General features: G+C 71.6%; 18 protein-coding genes. 9 read left to right on the forward strand and 9 right to left on the reverse strand.

Annotation, left to right across the window (positions count from 1 at the left end; genetic code table 11):
* Positions 1–5 precede the first annotated feature (5 nt).
* Both AB0O29_RS05295 and AB0O29_RS05300 read right to left on the reverse strand, forming a co-directional pair.
* Positions 6–1,040 carry a LacI family DNA-binding transcriptional regulator gene (locus tag AB0O29_RS05295; protein ID WP_365146386.1) on the reverse strand — a complete coding sequence of 345 codons (1,035 nt, stop codon included), beginning with the start codon at positions 1,038–1,040 and terminating at the stop codon, positions 6–8.
* 26 nt (positions 1,041–1,066) lie between these two features.
* Positions 1,067–2,833 carry a glycoside hydrolase family 13 protein gene (locus AB0O29_RS05300; RefSeq protein WP_365146389.1) on the reverse strand — a complete coding sequence of 589 codons (1,767 nt, stop codon included), beginning with the start codon at positions 2,831–2,833 and terminating at the stop codon, positions 1,067–1,069.
* A 233-nt stretch (positions 2,834–3,066) separates the two neighbouring features.
* On the opposite strand from AB0O29_RS05300, the gene AB0O29_RS05305 reads away from it, so the two are divergent.
* From AB0O29_RS05305 to AB0O29_RS05325, 5 genes are all read left to right on the forward strand, one after another.
* Positions 3,067–4,341: an extracellular solute-binding protein gene (locus tag AB0O29_RS05305; protein ID WP_365146392.1), complete on the forward strand. Its 1,275-nt coding sequence runs from the start codon at positions 3,067–3,069 to the stop codon at positions 4,339–4,341.
* Positions 4,342–4,349: 8 nt separating this feature from the next.
* A complete protein-coding gene (locus AB0O29_RS05310) occupies positions 4,350–5,435 on the forward strand; it encodes a sugar ABC transporter permease (protein WP_365146395.1) in 1,086 nt (361 codons plus the stop codon).
* An 83-nt stretch (positions 5,436–5,518) separates the two neighbouring features.
* Positions 5,519–6,301, forward strand: a complete 783-nt coding sequence (locus AB0O29_RS05315; RefSeq protein ID WP_365146509.1) for a carbohydrate ABC transporter permease — start codon at positions 5,519–5,521, stop codon at positions 6,299–6,301.
* Between the two features lie 65 nt (positions 6,302–6,366).
* Positions 6,367–7,962 carry a glycoside hydrolase family 13 protein gene (locus AB0O29_RS05320; protein WP_365146512.1) on the forward strand — a complete coding sequence of 532 codons (1,596 nt, stop codon included), beginning with the start codon at positions 6,367–6,369 and terminating at the stop codon, positions 7,960–7,962.
* Positions 7,950–8,957, forward strand: a complete 1,008-nt coding sequence (locus tag AB0O29_RS05325; RefSeq protein ID WP_365146398.1) for a LacI family DNA-binding transcriptional regulator — start codon at positions 7,950–7,952, stop codon at positions 8,955–8,957. Before AB0O29_RS05320 ends, AB0O29_RS05325 begins: the two co-directional genes overlap by 13 nt.
* A 545-nt stretch (positions 8,958–9,502) precedes the next feature.
* On the opposite strand, the gene AB0O29_RS05330 is transcribed toward AB0O29_RS05325, so the two are convergent.
* From AB0O29_RS05330 to AB0O29_RS05355, 6 genes are all read right to left on the reverse strand, one after another.
* Positions 9,503–9,760, reverse strand: coding sequence for a hypothetical protein (locus AB0O29_RS05330; protein WP_365146400.1), 258 nt, complete (start codon positions 9,758–9,760; stop codon positions 9,503–9,505).
* Positions 9,753–9,926 (reverse strand): hypothetical protein, encoded by a 174-nt coding sequence (locus AB0O29_RS05335; protein ID WP_365146403.1) that lies wholly within the window; start codon positions 9,924–9,926, stop codon positions 9,753–9,755. The genes AB0O29_RS05330 and AB0O29_RS05335 overlap by 8 nt, the downstream gene beginning before the upstream one ends.
* A 110-nt stretch (positions 9,927–10,036) precedes the next feature.
* Entirely contained in the window at positions 10,037–11,221 is a 1,185-nt protein-coding gene (locus AB0O29_RS05340; RefSeq protein ID WP_365146406.1) for a helix-turn-helix transcriptional regulator, read from the reverse strand.
* A gap of 114 nt (positions 11,222–11,335) precedes the next feature.
* The gene (locus AB0O29_RS05345; RefSeq protein ID WP_365146409.1) at positions 11,336–11,881 is read right to left on the reverse strand and encodes a CYTH domain-containing protein; all 546 of its coding nucleotides are present in this window, start codon (positions 11,879–11,881) and stop codon (positions 11,336–11,338) included.
* An 82-nt stretch (positions 11,882–11,963) separates the two neighbouring features.
* Entirely contained in the window at positions 11,964–12,221 is a 258-nt protein-coding gene (locus tag AB0O29_RS05350) for a hypothetical protein (RefSeq protein ID WP_365146412.1), read from the reverse strand.
* 242 nt (positions 12,222–12,463) lie between these two features.
* Positions 12,464–13,708: a helix-turn-helix transcriptional regulator gene (locus AB0O29_RS05355; protein WP_365146414.1), complete on the reverse strand. Its 1,245-nt coding sequence runs from the start codon at positions 13,706–13,708 to the stop codon at positions 12,464–12,466.
* Positions 13,709–14,107: 399 nt separating this feature from the next.
* Between AB0O29_RS05355 and AB0O29_RS05360 the strand changes: the two genes are divergently transcribed.
* Positions 14,108–14,998, forward strand: a complete 891-nt coding sequence (locus AB0O29_RS05360) for a glycosyltransferase (RefSeq protein WP_365146417.1) — start codon at positions 14,108–14,110, stop codon at positions 14,996–14,998.
* Between the two features lie 203 nt (positions 14,999–15,201).
* A complete protein-coding gene (locus AB0O29_RS05365) occupies positions 15,202–16,761 on the forward strand; it encodes a M4 family metallopeptidase (RefSeq protein WP_365146420.1) in 1,560 nt (519 codons plus the stop codon).
* A gap of 88 nt (positions 16,762–16,849) precedes the next feature.
* On the opposite strand, the gene AB0O29_RS05370 is transcribed toward AB0O29_RS05365, so the two are convergent.
* A complete protein-coding gene (locus tag AB0O29_RS05370) occupies positions 16,850–17,521 on the reverse strand; it encodes an HNH endonuclease family protein (RefSeq protein WP_365146422.1) in 672 nt (223 codons plus the stop codon).
* Positions 17,522–17,757: 236 nt separating this feature from the next.
* Here AB0O29_RS05370 and AB0O29_RS05375 point away from each other — a divergent pair, with 236 nt between their 5' ends.
* Positions 17,758–19,464 (forward strand): carbohydrate-binding module family 20 domain-containing protein, encoded by a 1,707-nt coding sequence (locus tag AB0O29_RS05375; protein WP_365146425.1) that lies wholly within the window; start codon positions 17,758–17,760, stop codon positions 19,462–19,464.
* 118 nt (positions 19,465–19,582) lie between these two features.
* On the forward strand, positions 19,583–24,937 hold the full coding sequence (gene pulA / locus AB0O29_RS05380) for a pullulanase-type alpha-1,6-glucosidase (RefSeq protein ID WP_365146515.1): 5,355 nt from the start codon (positions 19,583–19,585) through the stop codon (positions 24,935–24,937).
* The last annotated feature ends 7 nt before the right edge of the window (positions 24,938–24,944 follow it).

Genomic DNA, 24,944 nt, shown 5'->3' on the forward strand with positions numbered 1-24,944 from the left:
ACCGCTTACCCTGGCCCGCGCCGCTGCCCGGGACCGGACGCCGTCGATCCGCGCACCACCAGCTCCGGCAGGAACACGAACTCGCTGTGCGGGGCCGGCGTACCGCCGATCTCCTCCAGCAGGGTCCGCACCGCGGCCTGCCCCATGGCCTGCACGGGCTGGCGGATCGTCGTCAGCGGCGGGTCGGTGAACGCTATGAGCGGGGAGTCGTCGAAGCCGACCACGGAGACGTCCTGCGGCACCCGCAGCCCCTGCTGGCGCGCCGCCCGGATCGCGCCCAGCGCCATCATGTCGCTGGCGCAGACGACCGCCGTGCAGCCCCGCCCGATGAGCGCCGCCGCAGCCGCCTGACCACCCTCCAGGGTGTACAGGGAGTGCTGGATCAGCTCCTCGGTCTCGGCCTCGCCGAGCCCGAGCCGCTCCCGCATCGCCAGCCGGAAGCCCTCGATCTTGCGCAGCACCGGCACGAACCGCTTCGGCCCGACCGCGAGCCCGATCCGGGTGTGCCCCAGCGCCGTCAGGTGGGTCACCGCGAGCTGCATGGCGGCCCGGTCGTCGGGGGAGACGAAGGGGGCCCGCACCTTGTCGGAGAAGCCGTTGATCAGGACGTACGGGACGCCCTGCGCGCGCAGCTGGTCGTAGCGGCCCATGTCGGCGGTGGTGTCGGCGTGCAGCCCGGAGACGAAGATGATCCCGGAGACGCCCCGGTCCACCAGCATCTCGGTCAGCTCGTCCTCGGTGGACCCGCCGGGCGTCTGCGTGGCCAGCACCGGGGTGTACCCCTGCCGGGTCAGCGCCTGCCCGATGACCTGCGCGAGCGCCGGGAAGATCGGGTTGTCCAGCTCGGGCGTTATCAGCCCCACCAGACCGGCGCTGCGCTGCCGCAGCCGCACGGGCCGCTCGTAGCCGAGCACGTCGAGCGCGGCCAGCACGGACTCACGGGTGCCTGCGGCCACACCGGGCTTGCCGTTGAGCACGCGGCTGACTGTGGCTTCGCTGACCCCCGCCTGGGCTGCGATGTCGGCAAGCCGTGCGGTCACGGGGTTGGACTGTACCGGCAGACGGCTCACAACGCCCACCAGGTGCAGGAATCGGGGGGAAGCCGGACCGTGCGGCCGTCCGTTTCTACGGGCGCGCTGGACAGCACCGGACGCCCGGGGCTCGGCATCTCCACCGCCGTGGGCAGGGTGTTGAGGGTGCAGGCGAAGGCGGGACGGGTGAAGAGGAGCACCCCCTCCGGCGCCGGGCACCAGCGCATGCCCCGGGCGAAGACGGCGGGCCCCGCCCCCGTACCGGGCCACTCCTCCGCCGGCCCGTCCTGGCCCGCCTCGACCGCGCCCAGGCCCGGCAGCGCGCGGCGCAGTTCCAGGGCCGCGCGGTAGAGCTCCAGCGTGGAGTGCGGGTCGCCGGTCTGCGCGGCCACGGTGAGCCCGCCCCACCCCTCGGGCTGCGGCAGCCAGGTCCCGCCGCCGCCGAACCCGTACGGGGCCTCGTGCCCGGACCAGGGCAGCGGGACCCGGCACCCGTCCCGCAGCCCGTCCTGCCCGTCCTGCCCGTCCGCGCCGGCCCCGGGGACGCGGTCGGCGGAGGCGGAGGCGGGGACGTGGTCGGCGTGGGCGTGGGCCGCCCCGGGCCGGCGGCGGAAGGCCGGGTCCCGGCGGGCCTCCGCCGGGAGGTCGGTCACCTCCGGGAGGCCGAGCTCCTCGCCCTGGTAGACGTACGCGGACCCGGGCAGCGCCAGCATCAGCAGCGCCGCCGCCCGCGCCCGGGCCAGCCCCTGCGCCCCGCCCCCGTACCGGGTCACATGGCGGACGACGTCGTGGTTGGACAGCACCCACGTCGTCGGCGCCCCCACGGCCGAGGTCGCGGCCAGGGACTCGTCGATGACGGTCCGCATCGCCGCCGGGTCCCAGGGGCAGTTCAGGAACCGGAAGTTGAAGGCCTGGTGCAGCTCGTCGGGCCGTACGTACAGGGCGAGCCGCTCCGAGGTCGGCGCCCAGGCCTCGGCGACCCCGATCCGCTGCCCCTCGTAGGAGTCGAGCAGCCTGCGCCAGGAGCGGTGGATGGCGTGCACCCCGTCCTGGTCGAAGAAGGGGAGCGGCTCGGTGCCGATCAGCGTGGCCTGCGCGCCCCGGCCGATGTCCGGCAGCCCGGGCGCCTTGACCATGCCGTGGGCCACGTCCACCCGGAAGCCGTCCACCCCCAGGTCCAGCCAGAACCGCAGCACCGAGGCGAACTCCTCCGCCACCTCCGGGTGCTCCCAGTCGAGGTCGGGCTGCTCCGGGGCGAACAGGTGCAGGTACCAGTCCCCGTCCGCGACCCGCGTCCAGGCGGGACCGCCGAAGACGGACTCCCAGTCGTTCGGCGGCAGCTCCCCGCCGGCCCCGCGCCCCGGGCGGAACAGGTAGCGCTCCCGGGCGCCGGGCACCCCGTCGAGGGCCTCCCGGAACCAGGGGTGCCGCTCGGAGGTGTGGTTCGGCACCACGTCCACGATCACCCGCAGCCCGAGCGCGTGGGCGGCCCGGACGAGGTCGTCGGCGTCGGCGAGGTCCCCGAAGAGCGGGTCGACGGCCCGGTAGTCGGCGACGTCGTAGCCGCCGTCCGCCTGCGGGGACACGTAGAAGGGGGTCAGCCACACCGCGTCCACTCCGAGCCGGGCCAGGTGCGGGAGCCGCTCGCGGACTCCGCGCAGGTCCCCGACCCCGTCGCTGTCGCTGTCCGCGAAGGAGCGGACGTACACCTGGTAGATGACGGCATCGCGCCACCAGCCGCGGTTCGCGGCGGGGTTGCTGGAAGCGCTTGCAAGCGGGAGGGCCGTCAACTCGTGGTTCATACCGCAGTCAACGCGCGTACGCGCCCCGTGGTTGCGGGCCTGCGGGGACGGAGCGGCCTCGAACTGGCGGACACACACCAGCAAGCTGCGGCAACCGTAGGGACACACGGATGTAACGATCCCCTCCGCTTGCAGAAAATTGCCGCAAGGTCTTTCGGTCGGCTTTCAGTCTTGTTACGTTCCCTGCAACTCGGGACCGCGAGGGCGCGGCCGGGATCATCGAAGGAGTTCATATGCGGCGTGGCATAGCGGCCACCGCGCTGGTCGCGACCCTGGCGCTCGCGGCGACGGCTTGCGGCGGTGACACCAAGGGCGACGGTGGCGAGACCAAGGCGGGCGGCGAGCTCTCCGGCACCGTCACCTGGTGGGACACCTCGAACGAGGCCGAGAAGGCGAGCTTCCAGAAGATCGCCGAGGGGTTCACCGCGCAGCACCCGAAGGTCACGGTCAAGTACGTGAACGTGCCCTACGGCGACGCCCAGAACAAGGTCAAGAACGCCTTCAGCAGCGGGGCCGACGCCCCCGACGTGATCCGCGCCGACGTCGGCTGGGTCGCCGACTTCGCCTCCCTCGGCTACCTCGACGAGGTCCCGGCCGACACCGTCAAGAAGGTCGACGCCGAGTTCCTGCCGCAGGCCGCCGCCAGCGGGCGGTTCGACGGCAAGACCTACGCCGTCCCGCAGGTCATCGACACCCTCGGCCTCTTCTACAACAAGAAGATGCTCGCCGACGCCGGCGTCCAGCCCCCCAAGACCCTGGAGGAGCTGAAGACCGCCGCCGCCGCGATCAAGGCCAAGACCGGCAAGACCGGCCTCTACCTGCGCGGCGACGACTCCTACTGGTTCCTCCCGTTCATCTACGGCGAGGGCGGCGACCTCGTCGACGCCAAGAACAAGACCGTCACCGTCGACGGCCCCGCCGGCGTCAAGGCCTTCAAGGCCGCCCGCGACCTGGTCGCCTCCGGCGCGGCGGTCACCAACGCCACCGACGGCTGGACCAACATGCAGACCGCCTTCAAGTCCGGGGAGGTCGCGATGATGATCAACGGCCCCTGGGCGGTCGAGGACAGCTACGCCGGCGAGCAGTTCAAGGACAAGTCCAACCTCGGCATCGCCACCGTCCCGGCCGGCTCCGTCAAGGCCGGCGCCCCCCAGGGCGGCCACGACCTCGCCGTCTACGCCGGCTCCAAGAACACCGCCGCCGCGCACGCCTTCGTCGAGTACATGACCTCCCAGGAGGTCCAGGTCCGGTCCGCCAAGGAGCTCAGCCTGCTCCCGACGCGCACCGCCGCCTACGAGCAGCCGGACGTCAAGAACAGCGAGATGGTCCAGTTCTTCAAGCCGGCCGTCGACCAGTCCGTCCAGCGCGCCTGGATCCCGGAGAACGGCTCCCTCTTCGAGCCGCTGAAGGTCGAGTACACCAAGGCCGTCACCGGGGCGTCGAGCCCCGAGGACGCGGCCAAGGCGGCCGGGGTCGAGTTCCGCAAGATCCTCAAGGGCTGGAAGTAGTACGCACGATGGCCGCTGACACCAGCCGGTCCGTGACCGGGGCCGCGGCCGGCGAGACGACCCTCGCCGGCCGCGGCCCCGGCCGCACGACCGCCAAGACCGCCCCGACCGACGGAAGTGCCGGGAGTGCCGGGGGCGCGGGGAGCGCCGGCGGTGCCCGGAGCCCGCGCGGCGGCATCCGCCGGGCCCTCGCCACGCACTGGTACGCCTGGGCCATGGTCGCCCCGGTCGTCCTCGTCCTCGGCGTGATCGTCGGCTGGCCGCTCGTCCGCGGCGTCTACCTGTCGCTGACGAACGCCAGCGAGCGCAACGTCGCCCGTACGATCGGCGTGCGCCACATCGAGGCCACGTACGAGTTCGTCGGCCTCGAGAACTACGCGGCGGTCCTCGGCGACCCCGTGTTCTGGCAGCGGCTGGTGTGGACGGTGATGTGGACCGTCGCCTGCGTCTCCATCACCTTCGCCCTCGGCCTCGGCCTGGCCACCGCCCTCAACCGGCAGTTCAGGGGCCGCGCCGCCTACCGGATGGCGCTCATCCTGCCCTGGGCCGTGCCCGGCTTCGTCTCCGTCTTCGCCTGGCGGTTCCTCTTCAACCGCGACAACGGCATCCTCAACAAGATCCTCGACGGCGGCGGCATCTCGGCCGTCCCGTGGCTGGACGACCCGACCTGGGCCAAGGTCTCCGTCATCGCCGTCAACGTCTGGCTCGGCGTGCCCTTCATGATGGTCGCCCTGCTCGGCGGGCTCCAGTCGATCCCCGGCGAGCTGTACGAGGCCGCCGAGATGGACGGCGCCGGACCCTGGCAGCGGTTCCGGCACATCACCCTGCCCGGGCTGCGCGCCGTCAGCATGACGGTGATCCTGCTCTCCACCATCTGGACCTTCAACATGTTCCCGGTGATCTTCCTGCTCACGCGGGGCGGCCCCGGCGACTCCACCGAGATCCTCGTGACCCAGGCCTTCCGCCAGGCCTTCATCGCCAGCCCGCGCGACTTCGCCGGCTCCGCGACCTGGGGCGTGCTGATCCTCGGCCTGCTCATGATCTTCGCGCTGGTCTACCGGCGCTCGCTGCGCAAGCAGGGAGAGGTGTGGTGACCGTGTCCGAGACCGCTTCGAAGCAGGGCGCCGTCCGGCCGAGGGGCAGCCGCTCCCCGCTCGCCTCCTTCGGGCTGCACGCCATGCTCCTCGCCGCGTCCGTCATCGCCGTCTTCCCGGTGCTGTGGATCCTGCTGACGTCGCTGAAGCCCGCGAAGTACGCCATCAGCACGGACTTCGTGAAGGAGCCGTCGCTGGACAACTACTCCTACCTGCTGGAGTCCAGCCACTTCCTGAGCTGGTTCTGGAACTCCGTGCTGGTGGCCGGCGTCACGACGGTGCTCGGCGTGTTCATCGCCGCCACCACCGGATACGCCGTCAGCCGGTTCAAGTTCCCGGGCATGAAGCCGCTGATGTGGACCCTGCTCATCACGCAGATGTTCCCGATGGCCATCCTCATCGTCCCGCTCTACAACATGATGGGAGAGTTCGGGCTGCTGAACCAGCCGCTCGGACTGATCATCACGTACCTGACCATCGCCGTGCCGTTCTGCGCGTGGATGATGAAGGGCTTCTTCGACACCATCCCGGTCGAGATCGACGAATCCGGCCGGGTCGACGGGCTCAACCCCTTCGGCACCTTCTGGCGCCTGATCCTCCCGCTCGCCAAGCCCGGCCTCGCCGTCACCGGCTTCTACGCCTTCATCACCGCATGGGGCGAGGTCGCCTACGCCTCGGCCTTCATGGTCGGCGAGGAGAACCTCACCCTCGCGGGCGGGCTGCAGACCTTCGTCACGCAGTACACGTCCAACTGGGGTGCGATGAGCGCGGCCTCCGTGCTGATCGCCATCCCTGCGGCCGTCTTCTTCCTGTTCGCCCAGCGTCACCTCGTCGCCGGTATGACGGCGGGCGCCACCAAGGGCTGACCAACCCTGAGTTGCGCCTTCCGCGCTCGTCGTACGACCACCGGCCCGACCTCTCCAAGGACACCATGACCCAGCACCTCGCCGACGCACTCCCCACCCCGACCGGGACCCGGTCCGGCTGGTGGAGAGACGCGGTGATCTACCAGGTCTATCCGCGCAGCTTCGCCGACTCCAACGGGGACGGCATGGGGGACCTGGCGGGCATCCGCGGCAGACTGCCCTACCTCAAGGAGCTCGGCGTCGACGCCGTCTGGCTGAGCCCCTTCTACGCCTCCCCGCAGGCCGACGCCGGCTACGACGTCGCCGACTACCGGGCCATCGACCCCATGTTCGGCACCCTGCACGACGCCGACGCCGTCATCCGCGAGGCCCATGGGCTGGGCCTGCGCATCATCGTCGACCTCGTCCCCAACCACTGCTCCGACCAGCACGAATGGTTCAAGCAGGCGCTCCGGGAGGGCCCGGGGACCCCGCTGCGCGAACGCTTCCACTTCCGGCCGGGAAAGGGAGAGGCGGGGGAGCTGCCGCCGAACGACTGGGAGTCCATCTTCGGCGGGCCCGCGTGGACGCGGGCCGAGGACGGGGAGTGGTACCTGCACCTCTTCGCGCCCGAGCAGCCCGACTTCAACTGGGAACACCCGGCGGTCCAGGACGAGTTCCGCTCCGTGCTCAGGTTCTGGCTGGACCTGGGGGTGGACGGGTTCCGGATCGACGTGGCCCACGGGCTGGTGAAGGCGGCCGGACTGCCCGACCTGGGGCGGGACGAGCAGCTCAAGCTGCTGGGCAACCAGGTGCTGCCGTTCTTCGACCAGGACGGGGTCCACGAGATCTACCGGTCGTGGCGGAAGGTGCTCGACGAGTACGCGGGCGAGCGGATCGGGGTCGCGGAGGCGTGGGCGCCGAGCGTGGCGCGCACTGCCCTGTACGTGCGGAGCGATGAGCTGCACCAGGCGTTCAACTTCCACTACCTGACGACCGGTTGGGACGCCGTCGCGCTGCGCGCCGCGGTGGACGAGTCGCTCGACGCCATGCGGCCCGTGGGGGCGCCGACCACGTGGGTGCTGTCCAACCACGACGTGGTCCGGCACCGGACGCGGCTCGGCAGCCTCGCGCGGGCGCGGGCGGCCTCGCTGCTGATGCTGGCGCTGCCCGGGTCGGCGTACGTGTACCAGGGGGAGGAGCTGGGGCTGCCGGAGGTGACCGAGCTGCCGGACGAGGTGCGCCAGGACCCGTCGTTCTTCAAGGCGAACGGGCAGGACGGGCTGCGGGACGGGTGCCGCGTGCCGATCCCGTGGTCGGGGGAGTCCGCCCCGTACGGGTTCGGGGAGGGCGGTAGTTGGCTGCCGCAGCCCGAGGAGTGGGCCGAGCTGAGCGTGGAGGCGCAGACCGGGGACGCCGGGTCCACGCTGGAGCTCTACCGTGCGGCGCTGCGGATCCGGCGGGAGCACGCGGATCTGGGTGCGGGGGACGCGGTGGAGTGGCTGGAGGGACCCGAGGGGGTGCTGATGTTCCGGCGGGGGGCGTTCGTGTGCGCCGTCAATACGACCGGGGAGAACGTGCGGATAGCCGGGGTGGGTGGCTCCGTCCTGCTCGCCAGTGGTGAGCTGGGGGCGGAGGCCGATGTGCTGCCCGGTGACACCACCGTGTGGTGGCAGGGGTGAGTTCCCCGTTGCGGCTGACGGACATCGCCTCGCAGGCCCAGGTCAGCGAGGCGACCGTCAGCCGTGTGCTCAACGGCAAGGCGGGCGTGGCGGCCGGCACCCGGCACCGGGTGCTGGCCGCCATGGACCTGCTCGGCTACGAGCGGCCGGTGCGGCTGAAGCGGCGGAGCAACGGGCTGGTGGGGTTGCTGATCCCTGAGTTGACCAATCCGATCTTCCCGGCGTTCGCGCAGGTCATCGAGCAGGCGCTGGCGGGGCACGGGTACACGCCGGTGTTGTGCACACAGACGCCGGGCGGGGCGACGGAGGACGAGCTGGTCGAGCAGCTGGAGGAGCGGGGGGTCACCGGGATCGTCTTCCTGTCCGGGCTGCACGCGGATGCCTCGGCCGATCCGGCGCGGTACCAGCGGCTGGCGGCGCGGGGGGTTCCGTTCGTGATGGTCAACGGGTTCAACGAGCACGTCCAGGCCCCGTTCGTCTCCCCGGACGACCGGGCGGCGGCGGAGATGGCCGTACGGCACCTGGAGGAGCTGGGGCACCGCAGGATCGGGCTGGCCATCGGGCCGACGCGGTACGTGCCCTCCGCCAGGAAGGAGCAGGGCTTCCTGGCGGCCCGGCCGGGGGCGGATGCGGAAGGGCTGGTCCAGCGCACCCTGTTCACCGTCGAGGGGGGTCACGCGGCGGGCATCGCGCTGCTGGAGCGGGGGTGTACGGGGGTGGTGTGCGCGAGCGACATGATGGCGCTGGGCGTCGTACGGGCCGCCCGGGAGCGGGGGCTGCGGGTGCCGGAGGACGTCTCGGTGGTGGGGTTCGACGACTCGCCGCTGATCGCCTTCACCGACCCGCCGCTGACGACGGTCCGCCAGCCGGTGCGGGCCATGGCGACGGCGGCGGTGGGGGCCCTGCTGGAGGCGGTGGCGGGGACGCCGGTGCAGCGGACGGAGTACGTCTTCCAGCCGGAACTGGTGGTCCGGGGGTCGACGGGGCCGGGGTAGGGCGGCTCGCGGTGCGGGCCGGCTGGTACGGGTTCTCGCGGTGCGGGCCCGCCATCTCCCCCTCGACGGGCCGGGGGCCGGGCGGTGGTTGCCCACCCGCCTCCCCGGGTGCGGGGCGGTGGTGTGGGGGGCGGGGTCCCGGCTCGGCGGTCTCAGGGAGGGGTTGGGGGTTTCCCGTCAGTCCCACTGTCCTTCCGGTTCGGGCCGCCCTGTCAAGGGCGCTCCCTTCGGTCGCGTCGCTTCGCGATGGCCTTCGGCCACCCTTGACAGACCGACCCGCCCCGGAAAGACAAGGACTGCCGGGAACCCCCCAAAGGAACGGGACGGTCCGGAGTCAAAGGACCGGCTCCCTCAGCGAGCAGGCGGGGCGGCCGGGGGCCGGCAGACCGGGCATCCGGGCCGACTCCAGAGGGCAAGCGGCGCCGACGTCCGCGTCAGATCGCTACGCGCTCCTCATTTCTCAGCGTCCGGCCCCCGCGTGGGGCTGGTACCCGCACCAAAGGCCAATCAGATTGGCATCCGGGGCCGGTGGGCGCAGCAGATCGCTACGCGCTTCTCTCGTCTTGGCGGCTGCGGGCCGTCCGGGGCTGGTCATAGGCGGGCTGGACGTTGGCCACGGCGGTGGTGAATTCGCGGCCGGAGGCGTTGCGGATGTACGCCAGTTCCATCCAGTGCTCGTATCCGGTGGAGTCCGAGACGTTCTCGTTGATCACGGCCATGAGGACGCCTTCGATGCCGGAGGCGATGTCGCGGACGCGGTGGTGGAGGAGGCGGTGCGGGACGTACTCGTACTGCTCACTCATGGGGTGGCTCCTCGAAGGTGTCGAGGAAGCGCTGCCAGCCGGTGTGGGCGCGGGCGAGCAGGTCGGTGCCGGGGGTGTCTATGACCGTCACACGGGTCGAGGGTTTGTCCGAGGTCTCGGGACTGGACGTCGTGTGGGCGTAGTTGTGGGTGATGTGGCTGGTCATGGGCCACTCCCTGCCGTTGTCAGCGGATGAGGTGACCAGGGTGGGGGTGCGGAAAGGCCCCGACTGACACGCGTTGGTGATAGCCGGGGCCAGGGCCTGACAGGGCGTCGTTAGACGCCCAGCCAGGTGCCGTAGGAGAGGAAGTTGTCGGGCAGCTGGCGGCGGGCGGCCTCCAGGCCGGTGTAGGTGTCGCGGACCGTCTGGTGGTAGCGCGCCTGCTGCGGGGCGGCCTTGCGGGCGCGGAGCAGGTTGTCGAACGACGCGTCCAGGTCGCCGGTCCAGAGGTGTGCTCGGGCGAGCTCCGCGTAGTGGTGGGCCTTTCTCGACTTGGGCCAGTCCTGCGGGATCGCGACGGTGCGTCCGGTCCGCGCGGCGTCTCCGTACTCGTCCAGCTCGGCCAGGACGCTCACCCGGTGGACCTTCACGTTGGTGGGGCCGAAGGAGAGGTAGTGGACGGTGGGCGCTTCACCTGTGCGTGCGGCGATCCGTTCGGCCTCGGACAGGTGGATCTCGGCGGTTGCCCTGTCCTTGGAGCGGCCGGCCATGACCGATGCGCCGAGGTGCAGCTGGCCGGTCACGACCTCGCGTTCCTGGCCCGGGTCGGCCTGTTCCAGAAGGCTCAGGCCGAGGGTGGTGAGGCGCTGACCGGTGCGGTACTGGCCGTCACGGAGGTAGGTGAGGGCGCGCATGTACCGGTAGATGCCGCCGAGGGCGGCGCTGGAGGCGCGTTCGGCGGCCCAGTCCATGCGGGCCAGGGCGATGGTCGCGAGGTCGCCGTAGCCGAGTTTGGTGGCGATGTCGTAGGAGGTTCGGTAGGTGCTGGCCAGCAGGAGCCAGCGTTCGTGTCCGGGCGCCGAGTGCGCGGAGGTGGTGGCCTCCAGGATGAGGCCGGGAACGGCGGCGGCCGCCTGCTTGATCTCCCCGGCTCGGACGGCGATGAGGAGTGATTCGGCGTCGGCGGCCAGGAGTTGATGGGGGCGCGGGGTGATCTCGGGGTCGGCGCCGAGGTCGTAGACGTCCAGGGCTTCACGGATCGGCTGTACGAGGACGTCCAGTTGGTCCTCGCGGAGTTCGGCGGCGTAGGGCTGGCCGAGGACCGTGGCCACGTCGACGCGGAGTGCGCGGGCCACCTGGGCGATGACGTACGGCGAGGCCGGCTTCACGCCCTGCTCCGCCTTCGTCAGGGTGGAGTAGGGGACTTGGGAGAGATCGGAGAGGGCCTTCTGGGTGAGGCCGTGCTGCAGCCGGAGGCGCTTGATGCGTGCGCCGGTGTGGTCGTGCGGGAGAGCGTGCATGCTGGTGCTCCGTTCTGACTCGACACCGGAAACACTAGCCGGGTGGCGGCAGTGCCTGTTCCGTGCGGCCGGGCCCCCGCCGTCCGGCCGCACCGCTGGTGGTGGTGCGCGGGGTCAGGTGGTGAACCTGAGGTCGGTGACCTGGTCGAGGTCGATGCCGTAGCGGGCGTAGACGGCGGTGGTGTTCTCGCCGGTGAGTTCGGTGCGGTCCAGGCCGAGGCGGTCGGCCATGTCCCAGACGGCGTCTTCGGTGTCGGCCTCGATCTCCAGGTACGGGGGGATCAGCGGCCACTCGTCCAGTTCCAGGCGCACGCCGTCGAGCAGCCAGGACGAGCGCCGGTTCTCCTGGTAGGCGCGGGCGGTCAGCCCGGTGGCGGTGAGGAGGGCGTGGGTGGTGTCGAAGTCGGTGACGCCGACCTCGGTCTCGCGGGTGCCGTCGACCTGCTCGGAGGTGATCTCCTTGACGCAGAGGGTGATGGCGGTGCCGGTGTCGCGCAGGCGGACCCATTTGCCGGGGACGGGTGGGATGGTGTCGTAGACGTAGCGGCGCATGTGGCGGTCGGTGATGTGCGTTCCGCCGGCCTTCGCGATGCGGGCGGCGATGTCGGCGGGGTCGATCTCCAGGGCCTTGACTTCGAACTCGGTGATGGCGGTGGTCACAGGGCGGTCCCTTCGGATGGTGTGAGGCGGCGCGGGGCCAACCATTCCTGCCGCAAGCGACCCCGCCGTACGCGTCAGATCGCTACGCGCTTCTCCCGGCTTGGCGGGTGCGGTCTGTCTGGGGCTGGTCATAGGCGGGGTGGACGTTGGCGATGGCGGTCGTGAATTCGCGGCCGGAGGCGTTGCGGATGTACGCCAGTTCCATCCAGTGCTCGTATCCGGTGGAGTCGGAGACGTTTTCGTTGATGACGGCCATGAGGACGCCTTCGATGCCGGAGGCGATGTCGCGGACGCGGTGGTGGAGGAGGCGGTGGGGGACGTACTCGTACTGCTCATCCATGGGGTGGCTCCTCGAAGGTGTCGAGGAAGCGCTGCCAGCCGGTGTGGGCGCGGGTGAGCAGGTCGGTGCCGGGGGTGTCCATGACCGTCACACGGGTTGAGGGTTTGTCCGGGGCTTTGGGGTTGAGGGATTCAGGGGAGTGGGTGTGTGCGGTCATGGCGGGGGTCCCTACCGTCGCGAGTGGTGGGGACGACGGTAGGGGCGGGTCCGGGCGGGCAGGGGCACAGTCTGTGCCCCTTGGTTCAGGCGGTCAGGAGGCCCAGGCGGGTTGCCAGGTCGGAGGCTCGGCGGCGGCGGGACGGGGATTTGGCTTCCGTCTCCTCCAGGATGATCCGGCGGGCGTAGCCGTTGTAGCGGATGGTGTCGGGGGCTGTCGCGTGGGCCTGGGCCAGCGTGGCCAGGGCCACGTCCGGCTGGGCGTCCAGGTGGTAGGCGCGGGCCTGTTCGATGCGGTGGCGGGCCCGGCGGGGGCGGGAGGGGATGGCTTCCGCTTCGGCGCGGGCGGACTGGCGGACGGATTCGCCGCCCGCGTGGAGTTCCACCGCCACGGTGACGGCGTGGGCGCCGATGACCGCCCGGGAGAAGCTCGTGACCGGGTGGAAGTAGGCGGGGGGAAGGGTTTCCGCCAGGAGGCGGGCCTGGTCCCAGTGGTGCCATGCGGTGCCGGTCTCGCCGCGCCGGGCCGCCGTCAGGCCGGCCTCGACGGTGAGTGCGCCCGCCACGGCCCGTACGTCGGCCGTGGCGTCGGGGAGGAGAGGGGTCAGGTAGCGGAGGGTTTCGAGGGTGACGGCGTCGGCCGCCTCGTAGTGGGCGCTGTCGCGGTGGGCCTGGGTGGTGAGCCAGGCCGCCAGGCCGATGGCGTGGGGGTCCTCGGAGTCCTGCGCGGCCGTCATGCCGCGTTCGGCCACCCGCCAGACCAGGGGGGCGTCGGGCTGGTAGGCGCAGAAGAACTGGGCGAGGAAGTAGGTCTCGGCGAGGCGGGCTTGGGCCGCCTTGCGGTCGGCGACGGTCTCCGCCTGCCGGACGGAGGCCTGTGCGTCCCGGATCAGGCCGGGCAGCAGCGCGCCCACGACCTCGCGGTGGTCGGGAGCAGAGTGGCGGGCGGCCCAGGCGCGGGAGAGGCGGGCGGTGAGGTGCGCGGCCGGGGGTGCCTCGTGGGTGCTGCCGAGGTTCAGGGAGTTGAGGGCCTCGCGGACGGCGGCGAAGCGGGGGTGTCCCGGGCCTGCGAAGAGGTCGGCGGGGAGGGACTGGTCCCCCGTGAGCTCGGACAGGTTCCGGACGCGGAGGACTTCGGCGACGCGGAGGACCAGCGGGAGGTGCGGGGTGCGCAGGCGGCCGGTCTCGACCGCCTTGACCCATGAGCCCGATCTGCCCAGGAGACCGCCGAGTTGGCCGCGGGTGAGTCCGCGCCGGGTGCGGAGGATCTGCATTCTCTGGCCGAACACCAGCGGATCGGAGTACGGGTCCGGGGTTGTGTTCTGCGACATGCGGCCTTGCCCCTTCCTTGCAGCTCGACACCGACAGGGTAGGTGGCGGGGCCGGATTCATGTGATCGCGCGTAAGGGCGGAACACTGTCAGGGCAGGCGCCGTTCCATATCGCCGAGGCTCTCACCAGAAGGATGAAGCGGAGGGTGACGGTTGGCGAGCTCGGTCTAGGCTGCGCAGGCAGCGGGGCGGCTCTGGGTGCCGATCCGTTGGCGACCGCTGCCGACCTCTGGAGGTTTGTGATGCTCCGGCGTAAGGAACTCCGCAACTTGGCTGTTGCTGGTGCTGCGATGGGTTTTTCGTCGGCCCACGACCATGAGGCGGTTGCCGTCGATCTCGGGGCGGCGCACGGGGCCGGGAGCCTGGAGCGGCGAGCCGCCGAGTTGTTGCGGGGTCGGTCGTGACGGCTCGTGGCGCGGAGGCCCTGACGGTTGGCGTCGTCGTGCTGACCATGGGGGACCGGCCCGAGGAGTTGCGGGCGCTCCTGGATTCGGTGGCCGGGCAGGAAGGTGACCCGGCGGCCGTCGTGGTGCTCGGCCAGGGTGTGAGGCTGCCCGTCCTTCCGGCGTGGGTGACCGGTGTCGAGTTGCCGGAGAACCTCGGCATCCCGGGCGGCCGGAACGTCGGTGTGCGCGTGCTGCGCGAGGCCGGCGGCGTGGACGTCGTGGTGGTCCTGGACGATGACGGGCTCCTGCCCCGCTCCGATACCTTCCGGCTGGTCCGGGAAGCCTTCGCCGAGAACCCGAGGTTGGGGATCGTAAGCTTCCGGATCGCTGACGAGGAAGGACTGAGTCAGCGCAGGCACGTCCCCCGCCTGGGGGGAGCCGACCCGCTCACGTCCGGACCGGTCACGACGTACCTGGGTGGCGGGCACGCCATCCGCATGCGTGTGATCGACCGGGTCGGTGAGTTCCCGGCGCCGTTCTTCTACGCGCACGAGGAAACCGATTTCGCCTGGCGGGCGCTGGATGCCGGGTGGGAGATCCACTACCGGGCCGACCTCGTGCTCCAGCACCCCCGTACGGAGCCCTCCCGTCACGCCGTCTACTACCGCAACACGGGCCGCAACCGTGTCTGGCTGGCCAAACGCCACCTGCCCGCGGTCCTGGTGCCCGTCTATCTCGCGGCGTGGGCGGTCTACACCGTGGCACAGCGACCGCCGCTCGCCGGGCTCGGCGCCTGGTGGGCCGGATTCTTCGAGGGGGTCCGTCTTCCGTGTCCGCCGCGGCGCCCGATGCGGTGGCGGACGGTGTGGAGGATGACCCGGCTGGGGCGACCGCCGGTGATCTGAAGGCCGGGGAGGGGGCGGCCCGGGCTCGAAGCAACTCCGCCGCAGGGAAAGCGGAATGGGGGGTTTTCGTTCGTTGAGCGGTGCTTCGGTGTCGCTCTCCGGACAACGGCAGGTCAAATCCTTGTTGCGTACCTGTCACTTCGGCCAATCTGCTGGCACTCTCTCAGCCAGTCCCCCACGGCTATCAAGGAGTGACCTCCCCCATGTCCTCATTCCGCACCCCCCGCACGATGCGCGCCGCCGCGATCGTCGCCTCCGCGGCCATGGTCGCCATCGCCGTCCAGACCGGTTCCGCCAGTGCGTCCGCCGAGCGGGAGGCCGGGGCCACCGCGCTCACGCTGTCCTCCGGGGCGCGTGCCCAGGCGATCGGTGAGGCGCAGAGCGCGGCGGCCGGTACCGCGCGTGCCATCGGGCTGGGCGGCGACGAGGCCCTCGTGGCCCGTGACGTCGTCAAGGACGCCGACGGTACGGTCCACACCCGCTACGAGCGCACCTACGCCGGGCTGCCCGTCCTCGGCGGTGACCTCGTCGTCCACCAGAAGAAGGACGGCAGCCGCAAGACCGACAAGGCCGTCGAGGCGAAGATAGCCCCGGCCGGGGCGCGTTCGAGCCTGAGGGCGCCCGCCGGTGCGCGGCAGGTCGTGTGGGCCGCGACCGGCAAGCCGGTCTTCGCCTACGAGGCCGTCGTCAGGGGTACGCAGGCCGACGGCACGCCCAGCGAGCGGCACGTCGTCACGGATGCCGCGACCGGCGCCGAGCTGTACGCGTACGAGGCCATCGACACCGGTGTCGGCGCCAGTGAGTACTCAGGCTCCGTCACCATCGGCACCGCGCCCAGCGGTTCGGTGTTCAGCCTCACCGACACCGCGCGCGGTGGTCACAAGACCTATGACCTGAACGGCGGCTCCTCCGGTACGGGCACCCTGTTCACCGACGCGGACGACAAGTGGGGCGACGGCACCCCGTCGAACCGCCAGACCGCCGCCGTCGACGCCCAGTACGGTGCGGCCGTGACCTGGGACTTCTACAAGTCCGAGCTCGGCCGCAACGGCATCGCCGGTGACGGCAAGGCCGCCTACTCCCGCGTCCACTACGGCAACGCCTACGTGAACGCCTTCTGGGACGACAGCTGCTTCTGCATGACCTACGGTGACGGCCAGAACAACCAGAAGCCGCTGACCGCGCTGGACGTGGCCGGGCACGAGATGAGTCACGGACTCACGGCGGCGACGGCCAAGCTCAACTACAGCCGGGAGTCGGGCGGTCTGAACGAGGCCACCAGCGACATCTTCGGCACGTCGGTGGAGTTCTTCGCCAACAACGCCTCCGACCCGGGCGACTACCTGATCGGCGAGAAGATCGACATCCGGGGCGACGGCAAGCCGCTGCGCTACATGGACAAGCCGAGCAAGGACGGCGCCTCCGCCGACTACTGGTCCAAGACGGTGGGCCGGCTCGACGTCCACAACTCGTCGGGCGTCGCCAACCACTTCTTCTACCTGCTCTCCGAGGGCAGCGGGGCGAAGACGGTCAACGGGGTGGCGTACAACTCGCCGACCTACGACGGCTCCACCGTCGCGGGCATCGGGCGGACCAAGGCCTACAAGATCTGGTACAAGGCCCTGTCCACGTACATGACGTCGACGACCGACTACGCGGGCGCCCGTACGGCGACCCTCAAGGCGACGGCCGACCTGTACGGCTCGACGGGCGTGGAGTACCAGCAGGTGGCGGCCGCCTGGAAGGCCGTCAACGTCAAGTAGTCGTACCGCGGACGCGGACGCGGACGCGGGTGCGGGTGGGGGTGCGGATCGGCGCACCCCCACCCGCTTTTGTCCGTCCGGGACCAGGTCAGTCGCAGGTGTTCAGCATCTCGATGAGCTTCGTGCGTTCGGTCGCCGTGACGCTCAGGCCGTACAGGCTCTTGATGTGCGTCCAGGCTCTGGAGTAGGTGCACCAGTAGAAGGTGTTCGGCGGGGTCCACTGGTCGGGGGCCTGGTCGCCCTTGGAGCGGTTCGAGGCGGCGGAGACCGCGATGAGCTGGGAGTCGTCCAGGTCGTTCGCGAACCGCTTGCGCTTGGCCGTGTCCCAGGTGTCGGCGCCGGAGCGCCAGCCGTTGGCCAGCGGGACCATGTGGTCGATGTCGATCTTGGAGGCCGAGTCGACGGTCTTGTCGTCGTACTCGCTGTACCAGGTGCCCGTGACGGCGCGGCAGGCGGAGTCCTGGGTCACCCCCGCGCCGTCGCGGGAGAGGACCACCTCGCGGGTGTCGCACTCCGCGTACTGCCTGGCCCAGTGCGGGAACATGGCGCGGCTGTAGCCGGCCATGGAGTGTGGGGGCTCGACGGTCAGCCGGTCCAGTTCGGTGCGGACGACGTCGGCCGGCGGGGGCTCCGGGAAGACCCGGCGGTGGTGGAGGGCCGGGGCGGCCGGGGTGGTGCCGTGGGCCGGGGTGGGGGCGAGGACCGGCAGGGCGGCCAGGGCGAGGGCGGACAGGCCGCGCGTCGTCAGGTGCTTGATCACATCACGGGGTGTAGTGGCCGCGGTCAGGCCCGGGGTGGCGGCGGGGCCGGGGGCTAGGCCGCCTGGACCGTCCGGTTCACCTGCAAAAACGGCACTGCGTGCGGTCGGGTACGCGGCTTGGGCGGGTATGTCGGAAACAATTCTGCAATCTCTTGCGCAAGGTCTTGCAACACTCCGGGGTGCCCCCTACGGTCGCGTGCAACCCCCCACACCTCTCCCGCCAGGAGGTTCCCCGCATGTCCCGATCCGAGAGAGGGGCGAGGAGCGGCAGAGTCGCGTTCGCCGCCGCCGTCTTCGCCGCCTCCGCCCTGACCGTCCAGGCCCCGCCCGCGTCCGCCGCCCCGCCCGAGGGCAAGGACGTCACCGCCGTGCTCTTCGAGTGGCGGTTCGACTCCGTCGCCAAGGCGTGCACCGAGAGCCTCGGGCCCGCCGGGTACGGGTACGTCCAGGTCTCGCCGCCGCAGGAGCACATCCAGGGGCCCCAGTGGTGGACCTCGTACCAGCCCGTCAGCTACAAGATCGCCGGACGGCTCGGGGACCGGGCCGCCTTCCAGCGGATGGTCGGCACCTGCCACGCCGCCGGGGTCAAGGTCGTCGCCGACTCCGTCATCAACCACATGGCCGCCGGTGACGGCGTCGGGACCGGCGGGTCCCCGTACACGAAGTACGACTACCCCGGCGTCTACTCCGGCGCCGACATGGACGACTGCCGGGCGACCGTCTCCAACTACCAGGACCGGGCCAACGTCCAGAACTGCGAACTCGTCCAGCTCGCCGACCTCGACACCGGCGAGGAGTACGTGCGGGGGCGGATCGCCGCCTACCTCAACGACCTGCTGTCGCTGGGCGTCGACGGCTTCCGCATCGACGCCGCCAAGCACATGCCCGCGGCCGACCTCGCCAACATCAAGTCCCGGCTCGCCGACCCGAACGCCTACTGGAAGCAGGAGGCGATATACGGGGCCGGCGAGGCCGTGCAGCCCAGCGAGTACCTCGGCAACGGGGACGTGCAGGAGTTCCGGTACGCCCGCGACCTGAAGCGGGTGTTCCAGGGGGAGAAGCTCGCCTATCTGAAGAACTTCGGCGAGGCGTGGGGCTACATGCCCTCCGGGCAGTCGGCGGTCTTCGTCGACAACCACGACACCGAGCGCGTCGGCGACACCCTCAACTACAAGGACGGTGCGAACTACACCCTCGCCTCCGTCTTCATGCTGGCCTGGCCCTACGGCTCCCCGGACGTGCACTCCGGCTACGAGTGGACCGACAAGGACGCCGGCCCGCCCAACGGGGGCACGGTCAACGCCTGTTACAGCGACGGGTGGAAGTGCCAGCACGCCTGGCCGGAGATCTCCTCCATGGTGGGCCTGCGCAACACCGCCCGGGGGCAGGCCGTCACCGACTGGTGGGACAACGGCGGGAACCAGATCGCCTTCGGGCGCGGGACCAAGGCGTACGTGGCCCTCAACCACGAGGGATCGTCCCTGACGCGGACCTTCCAGACCTCCCTCCCCGCCGGGACCTACTGCGACGTCCAGAGCGGCCGCGCGGTGAGCGTCGACTCCGGCGGCCGGTTCACCGTCACCCTCGCCCCCCAGACCGCCCTCGCCCTGCACACCGGCGCCCGCACCTGCACCGGGAGCCCCTCGGCGCCCGCCGGGGCCTCGTTCGCCGTCAACGCCACCACCGTCCCCGGCCAGGACGTCTACGTCACCGGCGACCGGCCGGAGCTCGGCGGCTGGAACACCGGCGCCGCCCTCAAGCTCGACCCGGCCTCCTACCCCGTCTGGAAGCTCGACGTCACCCTCCCCGCCGGGACCGCGTTCTCCTACAAGTACGTCCGCAAGGACGCCTCCGGGAACGTCACCTGGGAGAGCGGGGCCAACCGCTCCGCCACCGTCCCGGCCAACGGCAGGGTCACCCTGACCGACACCTGGCGCAACTGACCCCGCGCCCCCCGACCAGGGCCGCCCGGCACCCCAGACCCTGCCGCGCCGGGCGGCCCTCACCCTCCCCGAGGAGACCCCCTTGATACGCCCCGCAGCGGGGACCGTCGCCGCCGCCCTGGCCGCGACCGTCCTGACGGCCCTGCCCCCCGGCGCGGCCGCCGCCACGCCCCCGGCCCCGCCCTCGGACGCGAAGCTCGCCGCCGAGCCCGCCCGGCACGACCTGACCCGCGAGCAGTTCTACTTCGTCCTCCCGGACCGCTTCGCGAACGGCGACCCGCGCAACGACACCGGCGGACTGACCGGAACCCGGCTCCAGACCGGCCTGGACCCGACCGACAAGGGCTTCTACCAGGGCGGAGACCTCAAGGGGATCACCGACCGGCTCGACTACATCAAGGGGCTCGGCACCACCGCCATCTGGCTGGCGCCGATCTTCAAGAACCAGCCCGTGCAGGGGGAGGGGGCCAACGCCTCCGCCGGCTACCACGGTTACTGGATCACCGACTTCACCCAGGTCGACCCGCACTTCGGCACCAACGCCGACCTCGCCCGCCTCATCGACAAGGCGCACGGCAAGGGGATGAAGGTCTTCTTCGACGTCATCACCAACCACACCGCCGACGTCGTCGACTACGAGGAGGGCTCCCACGACTACCTGTCCAAGGGCGCCTTCCCGTACCTGACCGAGGACGGGGTCCCCTTCGACGACGCCGACTACGCCGACGGGAAGAGGAAGTTCCCCGCCGTCGACGCCGCCGGCACCTTCCCCCGTACGCCCTTCGTCCCCGCCGCCAAGAAGGACCTCAAGTCCCCGGCCTGGCTCAACGACCCGGCGATGTACCACAACCGGGGCGACTCCACCTTCGCCGGGGAATCGGCGGAACAGGGGGACTTCGCCGGGCTCGACGACCTGTGGACCGAGCGTCCCGAGGTCGTCAGCGGCATGGAGAAGATCTACGAGAAGTGGGTCCGCGACTTCGACGTCGACGGCTTCCGCATCGACACCGTCAAGCACGTGGACATGGACTTCTGGACCCGGTGGGCCACCGCCCTGGACCAGTACGCGGCCAAGCACGGACGCAAGGACTTCTTCATGTTCGGCGAGGTCTACTCCGCCGACACCTCCGTCACCTCCCCCTACGTCACCCGCGGCCGCCTCGACGCCACCCTCGACTTCCCGCTCCAGGACGCGATCCGCGCGTACGCCTCCCAGGGCGCACCGGCCGGCCGCCTCGCCTCCGTCCTCGGCGACGACTACCGGTACACGACCGACAAGGCCAACGCCTACGAGCAGGTGACCTTCCTCGGCAACCACGACATGGGCCGCTTCGGCTCCTTCCTCAAGCAGGACCGGCCCGGCGCCGCCGAGCCCGAGCTGCTGGACCGCTACCGGCTCGCCAACGAGCTGATGTTCCTCTCCCGCGGCAACCCGGTCGTGTACTCCGGCGACGAGCAGGGCTTCACCGGCTCCGGCGGGGACAAGGACGCCCGCCAGCCCCTCTTCGGCACCCGGATCGCCGACTACCTCGACGACGACGAGCTCGGCACCAGCCGCACCGCCGCGAGCGACGCCTACGATCCGGAGCACCCTCTCTACAAGCAGATCAGTGCTCTCTCGAAGCTGGTGAAGGCCAACCCGGCCCTGCGCGACGGCGTCCAGAGCGAACGCCTCTCCGACGGCGGCGTCTACGCCTTCGCCCGCACCGACCCCAAGACCCGCACCGAGTACCTGGTCGCCGCCAACAACTCCGCCGAGCCGAGGACCGTCCGGCTCGACGCCCCCGCCGGCGCCCGGTACCGCACCCTCTACGGCGCCCCCGACACCCCCGCCTCCCGCTACTCCACCGGCCTGACCACCGCCTCCACCGACGGCAGGCTCACCGTCACCGTCCCCGCCCACTCCACCACCGTCCTGCGGGCCCCCGCCCCCCCCCCCCCCCCCGCCACCGGACCCGCCCCCACCCTCAAGCCCCCCGCCCCCGGCGCCACCGGCACCGTCGAGCTGTCCGCCGACGTCTCCGGCGGCTCGCTGAACCGCGTCGTCTTCGCCGCGCAGACGGGCAACGGCCCCTGGAAGGTCCTCGGCTCCGCCGACCACGCCCCCTACCAGGTCACCCAGGCCATCGACCCCACCACCCCCGCCGGTACCGCCCTGCGCTACAAGGCCGTGGCCGTCGACTCCACCGGCCGCACCGCCTCCGCCCTCGCCTCGACCACCGCCGGCCAGACCCCGCCGCCCACACCCCCCACCGCCACCCAGCGGGACTACGCCGTCGTCCACTACAACCGCCCCGACGGCAACTACGCCGACTGGCGCCTCTACGCCTGGGGCGACCTCGCGGACGGGGAGGCGACGCCCTGGCCGCAGGGCCACCCCTTCACCGGCCGCGACGCCTACGGCGCCTTCGCCTACGTCCGTCTGAAGCCCGGCGCCACCACCCTCGGCTACCTGGTCATCGACAAGGACGGCACCAAGGACGTCGCCGCCGACCGCACCCTCGACCTGACCCGCGGCGGTGAGGTCTGGCTGGAGCAGGGCAAGGAGACGGCCCGCACCGACCGCCCCGCCTACCCGCCCCAGGACCAGGCCAAGGCCGTCCTCCACTACCAGCGCCCCGACGGCGCCCACGACGGCTGGGGCCTGCACGTGTGGACCGGCGCCGCCACCCCCACCGACTGGTCCAAGCCCCTGCTCCCCGTCCGCACCGACTCCTACGGCGCCGTCTACGAGGTCCCTCTCGCCCCCGGCGCGACCAGCCTGAGCTACATCCTCCACAAGGGCGACGAGAAGGACCTCCCCGCCGACCAGTCCCTCGACCTCAAGGCCACCGGCCACGAGGTGTGGATGCTCGGCGGCCGCCAGGAGTACCTCCTCCCGCAGCCCGCGGGATCCGCCGCCGCCCTCGACCTCACCAAGGCGCAGGCCGTCTGGATCGACCGCGACACCCTCGCCTGGAACGCCCCCCAGACCGCCGCCTCCGCCCAGCTCCTCGCCTCCCCCGACGGCCGGATCACCGCCGACGGCGGTGTCCTGCGGGAATCCGGCGCCCGGTGGCTGCGCCTGAACCGCTCCGCCCTCACCCCGGCCCAGAAGCAGAAGTTCCCGCACCTGGCCCCGTACACCGCCTTCACCGTCGACCCCCGCGACCGCGACCGGGTCCGCGAGGCCCTGCGCGGCCAGCTCGTCGCGAGCGCCCGCGCCGCGAACGGGGCCGTCCTCGCCGCCACCGGCGTCCAGCTCGCCGGCGTCCTCGACGACCTCTACGCCGGCCCCGCGAAGGACACCCCCCTCGGCCCCGTCTTCAAGGACGGCCGCCCCACCCTCTCCGTCTGGGCCCCCACCGCCCGGCAGGTCGACCTCGAACTCGACGGCCGCACCGTCCCCATGCACCGCGACGACACCACCGGCGTCTGGTCCGTGCGCGGCGAACGCTCCTGGACCGGCAAGCCCTACCGCTACGCCGTCACCGTCTGGGCGCCCAGCACCCGGCAGATCGTCCGCAACCTGGTCACCGACCCCTACTCCACCGCCCTGACCACCGACTCCGCCCGCAGCCTCGCCGTCGACCTCGCCGACCCGAAGCTCGCCCCGCCCGGCTGGCGCGACCTGCGCAAGCCCGCCCCCGTCCCCTTCACCAGCGCCCAGATCCAGGAACTCCACATCCGCGACTTCTCCATCGCGGACGCCACGAGCAGGCACCCCGGCCAGTACCTGGCCTTCACCGACACCGACTCCGCCGGCATGCGCCACCTGCGCGAACTGGCCGCCGCCGGCACCTCCTACGTCCACCTGCTGCCCGCCTTCGACTTCGGCAGCGTCCCCGAGGACCCCAAGGACCGCACCGCACCCGCCTGCGACCTCAAGGTCTACGCCCCCGACTCCGAAGCCCAGCAGGCCTGCGTGGCGGCCGCCGCCGCCAAGGACGGCTTCAACTGGGGCTACGACCCGCTGCACTACACCGTCCCCGAGGGCTCGTACGCCAGCGACCCGAACGGCACCGCCCGCACCGCCGAGTTCCGCAGGATGGTCCAGTCGCTGAACGGCGCCGGCCTGCGCACCGTGATGGACGTGGTCTACAACCACACCATCGCCTCCGGACAGGCCGACCAGTCCGTCCTCGACCGCGTCGTCCCCGGCTACTACCAGCGCCTCCTCGCCGACGGCGCCGTCGCCACCTCCACCTGCTGCTCCAACACCGCCCCCGAGAACGCCATGATGGGCCGCCTCGTCGTGGACTCCGTCGTCACCTGGGCCAAGCAGTACAAGGTCGACGGCTTCCGCTTCGACCTGATGGGCCACCACCCGAAGGACAACATCCTCGCCGTCCGCAAGGCCCTCGACGCCCTGACCGTCGCCAAGGACGGGGTCGACGGCAAGAAGATCGTCCTCTACGGGGAGGGCTGGAACTTCGGCGAGGTCGCCGACGACGCCCGCTTCGTCCAGGCCACCCAGAAGAACATGGCCGGAACCGGCATCGCCACCTTCTCCGACCGCGCCCGCGACGCCGTGCGCGGCGGCGGCCCCTTCGACGAGGACCCCCGCGTCCAGGGCTTCGCCACCGGCCTGTTCACCGACCCGAACGGCTCCCCGGCCAACGGCACCCCGGCCGAGCAGCGCGCCGGCCTCCTCCACGACCAGGACCTCCTCAAGGTCGGCCTGACCGGCAACCTGGCCCCGTACGCCTTCACCGACTCCACCGGCCGCCGCACCACCGGCGCCGGGCTCGACTACAACGGCGCCCCGGCCGGCTACGCGGCCGCCCCCGGCGACGCCCTCGCCTACGCGGACGCCCACGACAACGAGTCCCTGTACGACGCCCTGGCCTACAAGCTCCCCGCCGGCACGCCCACCGCCGACCGGGCCCGGATGCAGGTCCTCGCGATGGCCACCGCCGCCCTCTCCCAGGGCCCGGCCCTCTCCCAGGCGGGCAGCGACCTGCTGCGCTCGAAGTCCCTGGACCGCAACTCCTTCGACAGCGGAGACTGGTTCAACGCCCTGCACTGGGACTGCCGCACCGGCAACGGCTTCGGCCGGGGCCTGCCGCCCGCCGCCGACAACCGTGCCAAATGGCCCTACGCCAAACCCCTGCTGACCGGCCCGGTCCCCGGCTGCGCGGACATCGACGGAGCCTCGGCCGCCTACCGCGACCTGCTGAGGATCCGCACGTCCGAACCCGCCTTCGCCCTCACCACGGCCCGGCAGGTCCAGGACCGGCTGTCCTTCCCGCTGTCCGGCCCCGACGAGACCCCGGGCGTCCTCACCATGGCCGTCGGCGACCTCGTGGTGGTCTTCAACGCCACCCCCGCCGCCCAGGCCCAGCACGTGTCAGCCCTCGCCGGCACCGGCTACGCCCTGCACCCGGTCCAGGCGGGCGGCTCCGACCCGGCGGTCAAGTCGTCCGCGTACGAACGGGCCACGGGCGAGTTCACCGTCCCGGCGCGCACGGTCGCCGTCTTCAAGCGGAGCTGACCGGCGC

Source organism: Streptomyces sp. NPDC089915, from assembly GCF_040684675.1.
Lineage (GTDB): Bacteria > Actinomycetota > Actinomycetes > Streptomycetales > Streptomycetaceae > Streptomyces.